This is a genomic window from Nisaea sp. (assembly GCF_040217065.1).
Classification (GTDB): domain Bacteria; phylum Pseudomonadota; class Alphaproteobacteria; order Thalassobaculales; family Thalassobaculaceae; genus Nisaea.
The window spans coordinates 173,938-189,562 of sequence record NZ_JAVJNX010000011.1 but is presented as its reverse complement, the minus strand read 5'-3'; the positions used below and the strand labels follow the sequence as shown (position 1 = coordinate 189,562).

The 15,625-nt window shown below is 62.9% G+C and carries 15 protein-coding genes; 4 read left to right on the top strand and 11 right to left on the bottom strand.

The window, feature by feature from the left end; translation table 11 throughout:
* Window positions 1-113: 113 nt before the first annotated feature.
* From pcaG to RH950_RS19090, 4 genes are read right to left on the bottom strand one after another with little or no spacing between them, the layout of a single operon-like run.
* Window positions 114-728, bottom strand: coding sequence for a protocatechuate 3,4-dioxygenase subunit alpha (pcaG, locus tag RH950_RS19105; protein ID WP_350059342.1), 615 nt, complete (start codon window positions 726-728; stop codon window positions 114-116).
* On the bottom strand, window positions 728-1,471 hold the full coding sequence (gene pcaH, locus RH950_RS19100; RefSeq protein WP_350059341.1) for a protocatechuate 3,4-dioxygenase subunit beta: 744 nt from the start codon (window positions 1,469-1,471) through the stop codon (window positions 728-730). The genes pcaG and pcaH overlap by 1 nt, the downstream gene beginning before the upstream one ends.
* A complete protein-coding gene (gene pcaC / locus RH950_RS19095) occupies window positions 1,468-1,848 on the bottom strand; it encodes a 4-carboxymuconolactone decarboxylase (protein WP_350059340.1) in 381 nt (126 codons plus the stop codon). The genes pcaH and pcaC overlap by 4 nt, the downstream gene beginning before the upstream one ends.
* A gap of 43 nt (window positions 1,849-1,891) precedes the next feature.
* A complete protein-coding gene (locus RH950_RS19090; protein ID WP_350059339.1) occupies window positions 1,892-2,632 on the bottom strand; it encodes a GntR family transcriptional regulator in 741 nt (246 codons plus the stop codon).
* 388 nt (window positions 2,633-3,020) lie between these two features.
* On the opposite strand from RH950_RS19090, the gene RH950_RS19085 reads away from it, so the two are divergent.
* The 4 genes from RH950_RS19085 to RH950_RS19070 are packed head-to-tail and all read left to right on the top strand — an operon-like array spanning window position 3,021 to window position 8,144.
* Window positions 3,021-5,138: an adenylate/guanylate cyclase domain-containing protein gene (locus RH950_RS19085; protein ID WP_350059338.1), complete on the top strand. Its 2,118-nt coding sequence runs from the start codon at window positions 3,021-3,023 to the stop codon at window positions 5,136-5,138.
* Window positions 5,139-5,141: 3 nt separating this feature from the next.
* Window positions 5,142-5,852, top strand: coding sequence for a methyltransferase domain-containing protein (locus tag RH950_RS19080; RefSeq protein WP_350059337.1), 711 nt, complete (start codon window positions 5,142-5,144; stop codon window positions 5,850-5,852).
* Window positions 5,842-7,503, top strand: coding sequence for a transporter substrate-binding domain-containing protein (locus RH950_RS19075; protein WP_350059336.1), 1,662 nt, complete (start codon window positions 5,842-5,844; stop codon window positions 7,501-7,503). Before RH950_RS19080 ends, RH950_RS19075 begins: the two co-directional genes overlap by 11 nt.
* Window positions 7,503-8,144, top strand: coding sequence for a hypothetical protein (locus RH950_RS19070; protein ID WP_350059335.1), 642 nt, complete (start codon window positions 7,503-7,505; stop codon window positions 8,142-8,144). Before RH950_RS19075 ends, RH950_RS19070 begins: the two co-directional genes overlap by 1 nt.
* Before the next feature lie 61 nt (window positions 8,145-8,205).
* Here RH950_RS19070 and RH950_RS19065 read toward each other — a convergent pair whose 3' ends face one another.
* The 7 genes from RH950_RS19065 to RH950_RS19035 form a co-directional block, all read right to left on the bottom strand.
* Window positions 8,206-9,165, bottom strand: a complete 960-nt coding sequence (locus tag RH950_RS19065; protein WP_350059334.1) for an NAD(P)-dependent oxidoreductase — start codon at window positions 9,163-9,165, stop codon at window positions 8,206-8,208.
* 135 nt (window positions 9,166-9,300) lie between these two features.
* On the bottom strand, window positions 9,301-10,593 hold the full coding sequence (locus tag RH950_RS19060) for an NAD(P)/FAD-dependent oxidoreductase (RefSeq protein WP_350059333.1): 1,293 nt from the start codon (window positions 10,591-10,593) through the stop codon (window positions 9,301-9,303).
* Window positions 10,594-10,598: 5 nt separating this feature from the next.
* Window positions 10,599-11,360 carry a DUF1028 domain-containing protein gene (locus tag RH950_RS19055; RefSeq protein WP_350059332.1) on the bottom strand — a complete coding sequence of 254 codons (762 nt, stop codon included), beginning with the start codon at window positions 11,358-11,360 and terminating at the stop codon, window positions 10,599-10,601.
* A 37-nt stretch (window positions 11,361-11,397) separates the two neighbouring features.
* The gene (locus RH950_RS19050; RefSeq protein ID WP_350059331.1) at window positions 11,398-12,768 is read right to left on the bottom strand and encodes an amidohydrolase family protein; all 1,371 of its coding nucleotides are present in this window, start codon (window positions 12,766-12,768) and stop codon (window positions 11,398-11,400) included.
* 1 nt (window position 12,769) lies between these two features.
* Window positions 12,770-13,549 carry an ABC transporter permease gene (locus RH950_RS19045; protein WP_350059330.1) on the bottom strand — a complete coding sequence of 260 codons (780 nt, stop codon included), beginning with the start codon at window positions 13,547-13,549 and terminating at the stop codon, window positions 12,770-12,772.
* Entirely contained in the window at window positions 13,549-14,391 is an 843-nt protein-coding gene (locus RH950_RS19040; protein ID WP_350059329.1) for an ABC transporter permease, read from the bottom strand. Before RH950_RS19040 ends, RH950_RS19045 begins: the two co-directional genes overlap by 1 nt.
* An 81-nt stretch (window positions 14,392-14,472) precedes the next feature.
* Complete coding sequence (locus tag RH950_RS19035) at window positions 14,473-15,615, bottom strand: extracellular solute-binding protein (protein WP_350059328.1); 1,143 nt, start codon at window positions 15,613-15,615, stop codon at window positions 14,473-14,475.
* Between the last annotated feature and the right edge of the window lie 10 nt (window positions 15,616-15,625).

Sequence of the window (15,625 nt, the reverse complement as noted above, 5' to 3'; positions counted from 1 at the left end):
CTGACGCTGAAATGACAGTCTTCGATGGATTATTGACCGGAATGATCCGGTTTGCGACATGAAGGGGACGGGCAGACAGAGCCCGTCCCCTTCATGTCTTGGTGTGTTGCCGGCTACATGTCGAAGAACACGGTCTCGTTTTTGCCCTGCAGATAGATGTCGAACCTGTAGGCGCCATCTCCGGTCTTTTTGGCGATCAGGGTGGGCACCCGGTTCTGGTGCTCGAGCCTGGTCAGGATGGGGTCTTTCGCGTTGGCCTCCGCCTCATCCTCGAAATACAGCCGGGTCAGCAGACCGATATTGATGCCACGTGCGACGATCCAGACACTGATATGCGGCGCCATCATGCGGCCGTCCGGGAAGGGAACGGCGCCGGGCTTCACGGTCTCGAAGACCCACTCGCCGGTTGCATAGTCACCCGCCTTGCGGCCCCAGCCGGTGAAGTTCGGATCGGCCGTGCCGCGATGCTCTTCCGGGCTGGGATAAAGCCCGTCCGCATCGGCCTGCCAGATCTCGACCATGGCGTCCTTCAGCGGTGTGCCGGTGCCGTCATAGACGATGCCGGTGACGGTGATCCGCTCACCCCGGGTCTGCGCGTTCACCATGGCGCTGCCGAGATCTTCGTTATAGACGCCCTCGATTCCGCAGAAGTTCGGTACGCAGCCGATATGGACATACGGCCCTGCGGTCTGGCTTGGGCTTTCCTTCAGACGGTTGAGCGACTGCATCAGTTCCCCTCCAGCTTGTTCTCGAACAGGGTCGCGCGCTTGCCGCGCAACACCATGTCGAACCTGTAGGCACGGGCATCCATCGGCACCGTGTTTTCCATATCGAGCAGGGCGATCAGGCTTTCGATGCCCTCGCGGTGCGGCACCGTATCGACAATCGGGCATTTCCAGATCATCGGGTCGCCCTCGAAATACATCTGCGTGATCAGCCGCTGGGCGAAACCCTGTCCGAACAGCGAGAAGTGAATATGCGCCGGACGCCAGTCATTGCCCCCGTTTGGCCAGGGGTAGGGGCCGGGCTGGACGGTGCGGAACTCGTAAGAGCCGTCCTCGCCGGTGATGGTGCGTCCGCAACCGCCGAAATTCGGATCCAGCGGCGCGATATAGCCTTCCTTGGCATGCCGGTATCGGCCGCCGGCATTTGCCTGCCAGAACTCCACCATCACATTCGGGACGCCACGCCCGCTCTCGTCGAGCACGCGGCCATAGACGATGATGCGCGGACCGATGGCGCTCTCGCCCGGCTTTGCGAAATTCAGGATCAGGTCGTTGTCCAAGGGGCCGATGATGTTCCGGCCGAACACGGGCCCTGTCACTTCGCTGAGGGTCTGCGGCATGGACAGCAGCGCCCTGCTCGGCGCGCGCGCGACCGAGGTCTTGTATTGCGGTGTCAGCCCCGGGGGCTGCCATCCCCGGTCCCGGGCGAAGAACCCGCCGGCCGGCCTCTGATTGGTCAGGCTCATATCTCCACTCCCATCTCTCCATAAGTCTTCTTGATTATTTTCAGCGCGTGGTTCGCCGCCGGAACACCGGCATAGACGGCGACATGCATCATGGCTTCCCGGAGATCTTCCGGGCTGGCGCCGGTATTGGCCGAGGCGCGGACATGCATGGCAACTTCGTCCCACTGGCCGAGCGCGGCCAGCAGGGCGAGGGTGATCATCGAGCGTTCGCGCTTGGTCAGCTTGTCGCTGGCCCAGACCGTGCCCCAGGCCCCTTCGGTGATGAAGCTCTGGAACGGCTCGTCGAACGCCGTCTTCGCTGCTTCGGCCCGGTCCACATGGGCATCGCCCAGCACCGAACGGCGGATCTTCATGCCCTTGTCAAAGCGTTCACTCATGTCTTCGTCTCTTCCCGAATTTGTGGTTTCTGGTTTTCTTTGCTCAGGCCGTCACCAGGGTGAGGGCGGGAAAGCGGGCCTTGATCCTGTCGTCGTTCATGGCGACGTCGAGATTACGCCGGGCGAGGCGGGCATGCTCGCGGGCGAGGGCTTCGGCCCGGCTGCCTTCGCGCAACTCGATGGCCTCCACGATCGCCCGGTGCTGCGATTGGGCAAGAACCAGAGAGCCGTGAAATTCCGGCAGGTCCCGCTGCACCATGAGAAGGGCGTTCGGACTGGCGAAAGGCAAGGCTGTCAGCCGGTCGATTTCGCGGGCGATCACCGAACTGCCGCAGCTCTCCTTCACGAGGTCATGGAAGGCGGCATTGCAGGCGGTATAGGTGTCGTGATCAAGCTTTGCGCCCGTTTCCTTGAGCAACATATCGATCTTCGACAGCAATTTCCGGAAAGCCATGGAGTGGGCCGGCGCGATCCCCCGTTCGGCGGCGAGGCGTGCCGCCGTACCTTCGAGGACGCCACGCAGCTCAATCGTGTCGAGGATGTCGTCCGTTGCGAATTTGCGGACCGAGAAACCGCCGGACGGGATGGCATCCACCGCCCCTTCCTGCTCCAGCCGGGCAAGGGCGGCGCGGACCGGAGTGCGGGAGAGCTGCAATCGCTCGGCAATCGCCGGTTCACTCAACCGGGCGCCGGGGGTGAAGACACCGGAAAACAGCAATTCCCGGATCCCGGATAGCGCGCGCTCCGACTGGCTGGGCGTCCGCTCCAGAGTCTCGTTCGTCATCGCGGCCTGTTCCTCGCCCGGTGGCATTTCGCAGCAGATATTATATCTGCTGATGCGTCCTGTATACAGGACGGCAAAAAAGGAAATTTTTACTCAATAAATTCAATTGGTAATTTCTCACATTTCCAATTTCTGCATACAGAAATCGCCTTGATGTTCATGGAGCCCAAGACGCAGCCGTTCGTGCGAGCGATTCCGGACCGGCGAACATAGTTGCTGAACGACGCAGTCTTGTTGATCCGGCATGCCGCCGGTGTGATCCCGTCGCTGGCGCCCGATTTCCGCAGGTGCGTTGACGCTCGTAAACCATTCATGAATAGTCGACCGTGCTGAAGACCACCCGGCAATCATGCGTAAGGGCGCAGCATTTCGGCGCCGTGTGAGAATAATGACGAGTCTCTCGACGAAGAATCTGCGTTTGCGTCCGGTCATTCTGACGCTCTTTGTCGTTCTGACCTTGCCGGTGTTCCTGACCATTGTTGCGGTGAACTATGTCTCCAACCAGGAGGCGGCACATTCCTATGCCGAGAGGCTGCTGGTCAGGTTCAACAACGAGGCGATCGACAATATCGAGCAGTTGTTCGAGCCGATCAAATCACTGGTGCGGAGCGCGGCAGCCTTGGGCACGGTTGAACCGGATTTCTACAGTTCCAACCGGTCGATTCCCTATCTGTCCAGCATTCTGGAACATAGCGACGTCATCATCAGCGCTTATATCGGTCTGGAGAACGGAACCTTCCGGCAAGCCCGGCAGATCGATCCGGATGTCCAGGTTCAGGGCAATCTGCCGCCTGCGGGCACGCGCTACGCGGATCGCTGGATCGAGCGGGAACCAGGGATCGTTCCGGTCGATCATTACAAATTTCTCGATCCGGAGCGTCGTGAACTCGGCCGCTCGGAAGCGGAAACGTCTTACGATCCACGCGGCCGGCTCTGGTATGAAACCGCCCTCGCGTCCGGAGAGCTTTCTGTAAGCGATGTCGATGTCTTCGCCGTGCTGGACCTGGTCGGCTTCACGGTCGGAGCACCGTTTTACGGACGTGACGGCACGGTCCGCGGCGTCGCGGCGGCGGACATCACCCTGGACGGGCTGTCCGACTATCTGGCCGAAAGCGTTATCAGCCCCGGGACGCTCTCCTTCATCCTGGATCACCAGGGCGGTGTGATTGCCAATTCGCAGCAGCAGAAAACCTATGGCAGCCGGGCGGGCCGCCCGGAACTCCAGCACATCGCGTCTCTGGACAACACCCTGGCGTCGATCGCCTTCGGCGTCCGGCCGCGGGATCGCGAGGGGATGTATTCATTCGAACATGAAGGCAGGGAATATGTTGCCAGTCTGACCACCCTGCCGGCGTCCTTCGGCAAGGCGTGGCAACTGTTTGTCGTCACGCCACTCTCTGACTTCACCGGTGCTCTGGAAGAACAGAACAGGCAACTTTTCATTTTCGGCCTGATCGCCATAGTGGCGCAGATCATCATTATCTATGTCCTGTCGGGCGTGATCTCGGCGCCGCTCGAGAGACTTGCGGTCAAGGTGATGAAGATCAAGGATCTGGACGTGGCAAGTCCTCTGTCCCTGCAGACACCGATCCGCGAGGTGGCGCTGCTCGGACGGGCCATCGATACGCTCGATACGACGGTGAAATCCTTCGCTTCCTTCGTGCCGATCGGTCTCGTGCGTCAGCTCCTGGAAACCGACCAGAAGATGGAGCTCGGCGGCCACAACCGGTTTCTCACGATATTCTTCTCCGACATCGAGGGCTTCTCGACGCTTTCGGAATCCCAGCCGTCAAAGCAGTTGCTGGAACGGGTGTCGATCTATCTCGAGACCGTGACCAAGGCTATCAAGCTCGAGCGTGGCACGGTCGACAAATTCATCGGTGACGGAGTGATGGCTTTCTGGGGGGCACCGGCGGTGCTGGACGACCATGCAATGCATTCCTGCTTTGCCGCCCTCCGGATCAAACACGACATGGATGTTCTGAACGCAGGCTGGCGGGCGCAGCAGCTGCCACCGTTGAACATCCGCGTCGGTATTCACAGTGATGCCGTCCTGGTCGGCAATATCGGTTCAACCGACCGGATGAACTACACGGTCATGGGAGACGGGGTGAATATTGCCGCCCGTCTCGAAGGCATCAACAAGGATTACGGGACGCGGATCTGTATCAGCCACACCGTCTTCAAGGAAGCGGGCGACCGTCTGTGTGTCAGGCCGATCGACGAGGTCGCGGTGAAGGGCCGGCGCACCAAGATTCCGATCTATGAGCTGCTCGGCGCCTATGATCTGGCGCCCGAGTTCGAGCCCGACGAGAAAACCCTACGGCTTTGCCGAATGACCCGGGAGGCTTATGACCTGCTCGTGGCGGAGGATCTGCCGGGGGCGCTCGCGCGGTACCGGGCGATCCTTGCCGATTACCCGGATGATTCGGTCGCGACCGTGATGGCGCGCCGGCTCGCGGCCGCGGAACCGGAAACCGAGACAGCGTCTCACGAGCCGGATTGATCGATGACTGATTGCGGAGAGTCCCTCCTGGCCCCGTCGGCTTTGCGTCCGAGTGAATATACGGCGGCCCTGGTTCATGCCCTGCATCTTGAGCCGGAGCGTGTCCGTGGCGCCAATGTTCTGGAAATGGGGTCGGGCAGCGGTGTGGTCCTGGCCGTTCTGGCGGGCCTCGGGGCGGCCTCGCTCTGCGGGATCGATGTCGAGGACGACGCAGTCCTGGCGGGATCCCTGCTGCTGCGTGACCTCGGGCATGAAGCGCGCTGCCAGATCCACAAGGGCGACATGTGGCAGCCGGTCAAAGGCCGGCGTTTCGATCTGATCGCCGCCAATTTACCGCATTTCGCCATGGAAGATCATGAGGTTCCCGGACGCCACACGACCTGGAGCGCCGGCGGGCCGAACGGGCGGCGGCTGCTTGATCCCTTTCTGAGAGGTTTGCACGGGCATCTGGAAGATGGCGGTCGCGCGATCCTGACCCATAACGGTTTTGTCGGCCTGGAAGCGTCGCGGACGATTCTCGCCGGTTTCGGACTTTCGCTTCACGTCACAAAGTCTGTATTCGTGCCGATCGGGCCGGAAAAACTGGGCCTGATGTCGCCTGCCGTTCTGGCCGCGGAAGAGGGAACATCCATTCACCGATATGGCCCCTATGCTTTCGCGGATATGCATGTTGTCGAGGTTACTGCTGACGCGCGAGGGACCCGTGCCTGCTAGCGTCGCGCGGATAGTGCTGATCCTGCTGCTCGCTCTCGGGATAACGGGGCAGGCGTCGGCAGAGACACCGGATGCGGCGCTGGCCCGGCTGCTTGCCGAGGCGCGGGTCGAGGCCGCGGCGCCCGGCATGTGCGCCCGGGGAGACATTGATCGTCTGGTGCGGATTTTCTGCACCGGGACGATCAGGGCCGGTATTCGGGAGAAATACCCGCTGTTCGGTACCAGGACGGGGACGGAGCGTTTTGGCTACGATGTCGACGGCGCGCGTGCAATTGCGGCGTTTCTGACTCTTGGCGTCGAATTCGTGAGGGTAAAGGCATCCACCCGCATCGCCCTGCTCGACGAGGACAAGATCGACATCGTGCTGGCAACCATGGGGCACAATACCCAGCGCGACAGCCAGGCCAGGTTCGTCCGGCCACACTATTACCAGTCGGAAACGGTCATCGTCGGGCCGAAGGAACTCCCGGTGTCGGGCTGGAAGGACGTGGCCGGCCGCAGTATCTGCGTGTCGATCGGCAATGGGTCGAACGCACAGATGATTTCGCACCATGCCCGCCTGATGCTGTTCGAGGATGCAACTGCGCTGCCGGCCCGGCTGGTGGACGAGACCTGTCAGCTGGCGGCTCAGGACAACAGCTTTTTTGCCTCCTATTTTACCGACGAGGATTTCGACCGCCGGTTTGAGCCGAAATTCGGTTTTGCCCAGGTGCCGTGGGGGATCGGGGTTTCCCGCACCGGAAGCGAACGGCTTGCCCGGGCCCTCGACCTGATGAGCCAGATGTTCCATCGCGACGGACGCTTCCTTGAAATCGGGCGCCACAACAAGATCGCGACCGGATTTCTCGTGCAGCAGCAGGAGGTCTGGAACCGGCCGGAATGCAACACGGCCGATGGCAGCACCAACCCGGCCTGCATCCTGCCGCCGCTTGATGCCGGGCTCGAGCCGACGCCGTTCGCTGGCAGGATCGTGGCTTTCGAGCAGTGGTTTTCCGATAGGACCGGCATCGCCTTGTCCCTGCCGATGTTCAAGACCATGCCGGCCTGGACCCTGTTCCAGAGCGGGATCTTCAACTCGCTGTATCTGGTGGTCGGGGCGCTGGTGGCAACACTGGTCTTCGCCCTGTTGCTCGGGGCCCTGCAGAGCGGGCGCAGCCGTTTTCTGTACTGGGTCTTCCATTCCCTGACCGTAATCCTGCAATCCTCACCGGTGGTTCTGACGGTGGTGATCGCAGCGGCGGTGGCGCAGGAGGTCTTTACCTATTCCTCCGTGGTGGCGATCGGTGCCGCCATCGTGGCGCTTGGCCTGATGAACGGCAGCAACGCGGGGCAGGCCATCGCCGAGGCGATGCACACGCTGCATGCCGAAAACGCAGGCAAGGATGTGCCCGAAACCCAGCTGTTCGGCCGTGCGGTGAGCCGGTCGGCGACCCAGATCGTCTCCTTTCTGATCAATGCGGCGAAGGGCACGCCTGTCGCCGCTTTCATCGGTGCGCCGGAGCTGCTGAGCGCGTTGACCGACATCACCTCCTTCGCCAGCGGGCGGGCAACGACCTATACGATCCTGCTCGTGTTCTATGTCCTCGTCGTCATGATCGTGGTCTGGCTCTGCGGCCGGTTGCGCGTGGTTCTCGAAAGGAGGCACGCGTGATGCCTCAATTCCCGGATCTTTCCCAGTTCCTGCCGCAGCTGCTCGGCGGCATGGTGGTGAATTTCGAGATCGCCTTCATTGCGTTGGTTCTTGGCCTGGCCCTCGGCGGGTTGCTCAGTTTCCTCAGCCTGTCCGGCGGCGTTCTCAAGGCGATTGTCGCCATGCTCGTCGGGGTGATGCGGGCTGCCCCGACCTTCGTCGTCATGTTCTTCCTGCTGAACGCGATCCCGCGCGGTACCGCGATCACGCTGGGGGAGTTGAGCATCGGACTGGCGCCGTCGCCGCTGATGGCGGTTGCCCTCTCGCTGGTGCCGTATTCAGCATCTTATGTCGCGGATAACGGCATCGAGGCTGTGATGCAGCTGCGCCGGGGCTCGATGCTGGGGGCTTTGCTATTCCTGCCGAACATCACCCGGGCCTTCTTCGTGCTTGTGATGTCTTCCAGCACCGGCGCCGCCATCGGTGTGACCGAGGGGATTTCGGTGATCCTGCGTGCCGCCGCCCCGATGACATCGCTTGCGGACAAGATGGTTCTCTTCGCCATCGGTATCCTCTGTTTCGGGCTAACCCTGCAGGCGGGTTTCTTCCTGATGCGAAGGCTGCAGCGCCGGCTTGGCCGCTATGCGGTGCCGGCGGGCTGATCCGAAGGCTTGAAGGTCAATCAGGACAGCCGCCGGAGCGATCCGGCGGCTGTCCTGATGTCTATTTTTTCAGGCGCGGCTTCTCGATATTCGCAAGATCGCAATGCGCGTCCGCCATGGCGGAGAAATCCTGCTTGCCGAACCCGCGGGCGCGGGCGGCTGTGAACATTTCCCGTGCGGCGGCGGCCATCGGCATCGGCACTTTCGCGGCGTTCGCGGCCTGGATGATCAGCGACAGGTCCTTGTGGGCGAGATCGATGGTGAAGCCCGGCGCGGTATCGCCCTTCAGCACCTTGTCCGGCCAGTTCACCTTGAGCTGGCCGTTCACCGCCGTCGTGCCGTAGATCACGTCCAGCGTCCGCTCCAGATCGAGCCCGAAGCCCTGCGACAGGGCCAGTGCCTCGGCATTGAACTGGCAGGAGGCGACGGCGAGGAAGTTGTTCACGAGCTTCGTACGGGTTCCGGTGCCGACACCGCCGCAATGGTAGACCGTGGTCCCCATGGCTTCGAGCATCGGCTTCACCCGCTCGAAATCCTCCGGCTCGGCGCCGACCATGAAGAGGGACTCTCCCCGGTCCGCATGCTGGGCAAGACGGCCGACCGGGGCGTCGACGAAGCTCAGGCCCTGCGCCTTGGCGGCTGCCGCGAGTTCGTCCGTGGTCTCCGGATCGACCGTGCTCATGTCGAGGATCAGGGCGCCCTTCGGAGCATTCGCGATGATCCCGTCCGGTCCGGCGACAACCTCACGGACAACGGGCGAGTCGGGCAGCATGGTCACGATCACCTCGGACTTGCTGGCGACTTCGGCGACTGTTGCCGCGCTTGATGCCTGCAGCAGTTCCAGCTCCTTCACAGCATCCGGATTGATGTCGTTGACGACGAGCCGGAAGCCCTTGCGGCAAAGGTTGGAAGCCATCGGGCGTCCCATGCGGCCAAGTCCGATAAAACCGACATTCATTTGTTTTCTTCCTCCCAGAAGATGCCGAGACCGTGCGGCTGCTCCAGCCTTGCCGGTCTTCATGCACGTGATTGCGCACGACGGAGAGTTCCGCCGAATGAGATGGGAGAAGAATTACCATGGGGCGGGGCGGCAGGTCATTGGCCGGAAAGCGCAGAGCGTTGTGCCACGCCGTCACGATCACGGCGAGAATGTCGCTCAGGCGCGTTTTGTCAGGTCCCGTTCGTCCTGCCAGGCCCACCAGCGGGACAGCAGGTCCGCCAGCTTACGGGAGAACGGCTTGAAGGGCACTGTCTTGAAGGGCAGGTCGTCGAAGGCGGTCTCCGCTCCCGTCTCGCCGAGGATCCGGCGGGACAGCTTCATGGCGAAATAGAGGCTGCGGGTGACACCCGATCCGCAATAGCCGCCGGCAAGCCAGACACCGTCTTCGAAGCCGAGATGCGGGGAATGATCCGGTGTATAGGCGACGTCTCCGTGCCAGACATGGGCGACGCCGATGGAGTCCAGCTGCGGGAAGATCCTGAGGGCCGCGGTCCGGATGGCCGCGGCGCGTTCCTCCGGGCTGCAGCCCGGCTCCCCCATGCGGCCGCCGAAGATGAAGCGTTTTCCGTCCGGAGTGGGCCGGAACCACATGAAGATGCGGGCTGACTCGCCGAACATGCGGCCTTTCGGCGTCAGCTCCGCCATCAGCTCCGCCGGAATTTCCTCGGTGGCGATGGCACCGGTCCTGATCTGCACCACCCGCTGATGCATGGCATCGGTGCGGCTGTCGGCATAGCCGTTGGTTGCGACGACGACGTCGCGCGCCGTGACGGTGCGGTCGCCGCAGAACAGCTCCGTCTCGGTTCCGTTGCGGCGCAGGCCCCTGACGGGCGTCGACGGAAACAATGTGGCACCGGCTTCGACGGCCTTTGCCGCCAGGGCATTGGCCAGCTTGCGCGGATGGATACCGCCGTCGCGGTGATAGACCACACCGCCGTTGAAAAAGTCCGTGCCGATCTCGGCGCGCTGGTTCTGCTCCACGATCATCTCGAACGGCAGGCCGACGGCCTTGTGCAGCCGGTCGCATTCCCGCGCCGTCGCATCGTAGTCGGCAATGCTGCGGGCACCCCGGAAACGGCCCGTCATCCGCAGGTCGCAGTCGAGCTTTTCCTCCGCGACGAAGCGCTCGAAATAATCCAGCGCGTTCATGCCCTCCTGCATGATGGCGTTGGCTTTCTCTTCGCCAAACTGTGAGGTAAGGCCGGCCACGCCGAGTTTGTGGAAGCTGGGGCCGACCATGCCGCCATTGCGGGACGAGCAGCCATGGCCGATCTCGGCGGCGTCGAACACGGCGACGGACCGTCCCGCCCGTGCCAGATGGATGGCGGTGGCGAGCCCGGTATAGCCGGCGCCGACAATGGCGACGTCGATTCGCTCCGGCAGCGCCTTGCCGGCGGATAAATGGGCCGGGGCAGCGCTTTCGTTCCAGTAGATGCTGTCGCTTGCCATGCTCTCTAGTCCTTCACGGTCCAGCTGTCCCGGTGTCTGGCGGTGGGGAAGCGGTCCTCAAGCCCGAGTTCCGCGATCCGTTCGATGCTTGCCTCGAACAGGTTGCGCATGATGGGCATGGTTTCCGGCTCCAGCGCAACACGGCGGATGGTGTTTTCGCGACCCTGGTAGGCTTCGTACAATGCCCGCAGATCGGCAATGGCGTCAGTATGCGAGACATCGATCCGGAGATTGTAGGTGTCGATTCCGTGCTCCCCGGTGACGCGCAAAGCCGCCGAGCGGAGGGGGCCGAGGATCTCGCCGCCGCTGTCGCGCCCGGCCTCCAGGGCCAGCATCAGCCGTTCGGCAAGCGGCAGGGAGGGATCGCGGGTGAAGGCGTCCGCCATCTTCTGGGTGACCTGCGGATTGGCGAGAATATTGCCGAGTGCCAGGCAGTTGCGGCCGACCGTGTGGGCATAGATCGAATACATCCGGCGGCCGTGATAGACGGCGGCATGGCCCTCGGAATCGAGCGCGCCGATCTGCCGCCACTCGATATCGGCGGTGGAGGCGCAAACCTCAGAAACCACGGCTTTCGCGGCCACGCCCTTGGCCAGCAGGGAGATACCGAGATCGCCGAGGCGGCTGTCCGTGCGGTGCTGGGACAGCATGGCGCCGCGCCCGTGGGAGAGGCGCACGCAACGTGACCCGACGGCGAGGTCGGAGGTGGTGATGGCGGCGCCATAGCACCCCGTGCGCTCGCAGCGGCCGATGATCGAAAAGGTCATGTAGTCCCCCTTGGTTCCTGCCGGGCAGGATTATTATTCAGGCGGGGTCGGTCGCCGGAAGCGGCACGCCCCTGTCTTCTGTTTCAAACCGTTCCCACATCGCCTCGGTCGCGGTTTGCGCGTCCGTCACGGCCGCCCGTTCGTCGATGGTCAGCAATTCCCGGTCCCGCATCAGGAAGCGGCCGTCGACCATGGTGTCGGTGACCAGCCCCGGATGTCCGTAATGCACCAGATTGGAGATCGCGGAAAGCCGCGGCGTCATGGCCGGCGTCATCAGGTCGATCATGGCGAGATCGGCCTTCATGCCGGGGGCAATATGGCCGATGCCCGGATGGTCCAGCGCGCGGGCGGCATTCACCGTGGCGTAATTGAAGATGTCGTTCGGCGTCGGGGTGACCGAGCGGCCATAGGCGCCCCGGTGTATGGTGAGGCCGAGCTTCATGGCGTGGAACATGTCCTCGGTCATGTTGTCCGTGCCGAGCGCGATGTTCACGCCGGATTCGAGGATCGCCTTGATCGGCAGGCTGTGCGGGCCCTTGGCGGACATGGATGCCGGGCAATGGGCGAAATGGGTGCCGGTCTCGGCCAGGATCCGGACATCCTGCTCGGTGCAGAAGGTCCAGTGCACGGTCAGCAGATCGTCGCCAAGGAAATCGTTGCGCTGCAGATATTCCGTCGAGGTGCAGCCATGCAGGCTCTCGACCTGTTTCTTCTCGCTGATGATCTGGCTGAGATGCACGGTGCGGCGCAGACCGTGCTGCCCGGCGAGCTTCTTCAGCTCCGCCAGCATCCAGGGACTGCAATTGTCCGGCGCATGGGCCGAGATCATCACCCGGACGCGGTCGTCCTCGGTGCCGTGGAAGCGCTCGATCAGGGCGCGGGTGCGGCTGAGGAAGGTCGCGCCGAACTCCCGGTCGAACCGGTAGGTGCCGTTGCCGACTTCGGTGGTAACGGCATCGGCGCAGCTTTCGGCAAGCCAGAGCCGCAGGCCGGTATCAATCATTGCCGGCGCGTAATCGGCCACGTGACGCAGCGGGTCGACCATCGTGGTGGTGCCGGAGCGGATCGCCTCGGCGCAGGCGAGGCGGGCGATGGCGGCGCGCTCTTCCGGCTCCAGCAGATAGGAGGCCGGGACCATGTACTGGTAGACGAGATTGCCCTCGATATCCTCGACCGTGCCGCGGAGCACCAGCAGCACCGCATGGGTGTGGGCGTTGATCAGGCCCGGAGAGACCAGCTTGTCGCTCATGTCGACCGGTTCGAAATCCGCGAAGTCGGTGCCGTTCAGGCTCTCGGTGATGGCGGCGATGCGGCTGCCGTCGATGGCGATATGGCCCCGGCGGATCTCCGGCATTCCATCCACGCCATGATGGACGTAGCGGGCGTCACGCAGCAGCAATCGGGTCATGTCATGCGGTCTTCTTGCGCAGGGAAACGGCAGCGGTGGCAATCAGGGACAGGATCACGAGGAAGGTGGCGACCGCCGCGATGGTGGGGTCGATACTCTCCTGGATGCCTTCCCAGATCTGCTTCGGCAGGGTGTTCACCGCGCGGACGGTGAGGAACAGGACGCCGACGATTTCGTCGAAGCTGACGATGAAGGCGAAGATGCCGCCGGTCAGCATGCCGGCACGGATTGCCGGGACGATGACCGAGATCACTGTCTGCCAGACCGAGGCGCCGAGACTGCGGGCGGCCTGGGTGATGCGGTGGTCGAGATTGGCGAGCGCGGCAAAGACGGAAATCGAGACGTAGGGCAGGGCCAGCAGGGTGTGGGCGAGGATGACGCCGAAATAGGTGTCGATCAGGTCGAGCTTCACCCAGAACCGGTAGAAGCCGAGGGACTGGACGACCGGCGGCACCAGGATCGGCACGATCAGGACCCAGCGGGCGATGGTCGAGGCCCGGCTGGAAATCAGCCAGCAGCCGATGGAAAAGGCGGTACCGAGCAGGGTCGCGGCAAATGCCACCACCAGACCGATCCAGATACTGGTCCAGGTCGCCCCGAGCCATTCCGCGGAGCTGAAATAGTTCTCGTAATGCTGCAGCGAGAGATGCTCCTTCGGCATGCCGATATAGCTGGTGTCGGTCAGCGAGATCGGAATCACCACCAGCATCGGCAGCAGCAGGAATGCAAGGACGAGCCAGGCCCCGGTATTGAAGAAGATGCGGAAGGGCGAGGTCTTCATCAGTTGCGCTCCAGCAGGGCCGATTTCAGGTTCACGAAGCGCGCCGCGATGAGCAGGACCAGCGCGGTCGCGACCAGCAGGGCCACCGAAAGCGCCGAGCCGAGGCCCCAGGCCAGGAATTCCTGGATCTGGTAGGTGATGTATTCGGAGATCATCAGCACGCGGCCGCCGCCGAGCAGCGCCGGAGTGACGAAGAAGCCGAGCGAGAGCACGAAGACAAGCAGCGCGCCGGAAAACACGCCGGGCAGCGTCTGCGGGAAATAGACGGAACGGAAAGCCGTCCATTCGCTGGCGCCGAGGCCGCGGGCCGCGTCCGTGTAGGAACGGGAAATGCCGCGCATGTTGGCCAGCATCGGCAGCACCGCGAAGGGCAGCATGACGTGGATCATGGCGATCACAACGCCGAGTTCATTGTGCATCAGGCGCAGGGGGCTGGTGATCAGGTCGAGATCGCGCAGGGTGTCGTTCACCAGACCGGAGCGGCCGAGCAGTATGATCCAGCTGAAGGACCGGATCAGCACCGAGACCCAGAAGGGCAGCAGCACCAGGGCCATCATCAGGGGCGTCAGGCGGCCGACGAAATTCGTGATCGTGTAGGCGACGATATAACCGAGCAGCAGGCAGCCGACCGTGGTCACGGCGGCGACGCGGAAGGTCAGGATGAAGCTGGTCTTGACCGCGTTCGACTCCGTCATCTTGACGTAGTTGCCGAAACCGGTTTCCGGCTCGGTGAAGGAAATCTCCCAGATGCCGAGAACGGGCAGGATGTAGAAGATCACCATGATGGCCAGGGCGGGCAGCACTAGCATCCAATAGCGGGTCTGGTCGGTCAGACGCGGCATGTCGGCTCCGGTCGCGGATAAGGAAATAAAAGGAACGGGGCGGCTCCTGGAGGGAGGAGCCGCCCCGCCCGCTCGGACGGCCTAGTTGATGAGCGCGTCCACGTAGAGTTCTTCGGCCGAGATCTGGTTCTTTGCGTACCAGGTGTCGTTGTACATGATCTGGGTGGCCAGGTTTGCCGGGCTTGACGGGTTCCATTTCTGGAAATCGTCAGGCACCAGGGCCGCTGCCGCCGGATTGGCCGGGCCGCACCCGACCAGCTGAAGCCATTCGGCTTGCAGTTCCGGGTTCTGGGCGTGGGCGATGAATTTCATCACTTCTTCCGAACCGGCCGGGTTGTTCTTCGGGACGACCCAGATGCCCGGAGCGACGACGCCGCCATTGAAGGTGACGGTGAAGCTGCCTTCGTCCATCTGGTCTTTCAGAAGATGAGCACGGGTCGACCAGATATTGCCGATCGCGACCTCTTCCTGCAGGAACAGGTTCTGACTGTCGCTGCCCGAACCCCAGACAATGATATGCTCGCGGAGCTGGCGGAAACGGTCGACGGAAGCCTTGATGCCGTCGTCTGTGCCGAGGGCTTCATAAACGTCTTTCGGGGCAACGCCCATGGACATCGTCGCGCTTTCCAGCATGCCGCGGACAGACTTGCGGAACGTCCGCATGCCCGGGAAATCCTTGACGTTCCAGACATCTTCCCAGCTCTGCGGGACATTGCCGCCGAGCAGTTTCGGGTTCGAGGCGAGAACGTAGGAATAGACGTAGTTTGCAACGCCGTTGTTGTAGACACCGCCCTCGAGAACCTTGGACTTGTCGACGATGTTGTAATCGATCGGCTGGGTGATGCCCTGCTGCTCCAGGATGATCGCCGAGCCGGCACCGCTGTCGCAGAGGTCCCAGACCACCGCGCCGCTCTCGACCATCGCGCGGATCTTGCCGGCGGAGGGACCGGAGCCGTCGACGGTAACCTTGATGCCGGTTTCCTTGGTGTAGGTATCGCACATGACTTGCTGGAGGATTTCCTTGGGCTTGCCGCCCCAGTTCACGACGATGATTTCCGTCGTCGCGGCCATGGTCTTGCCGCTGAGCGCCGGCAGGATGCCAAGCGCACCCATCGCGGCGATGAAGCCACGGCGGGTCAGCAGACCTTGCTGGTACCGCTCGACGGCGATATCGACGATATCGGCCTTGGCTTCGATGTCGGTTGTTTCGTTGATCTCGGTCATGTCTTTCTCC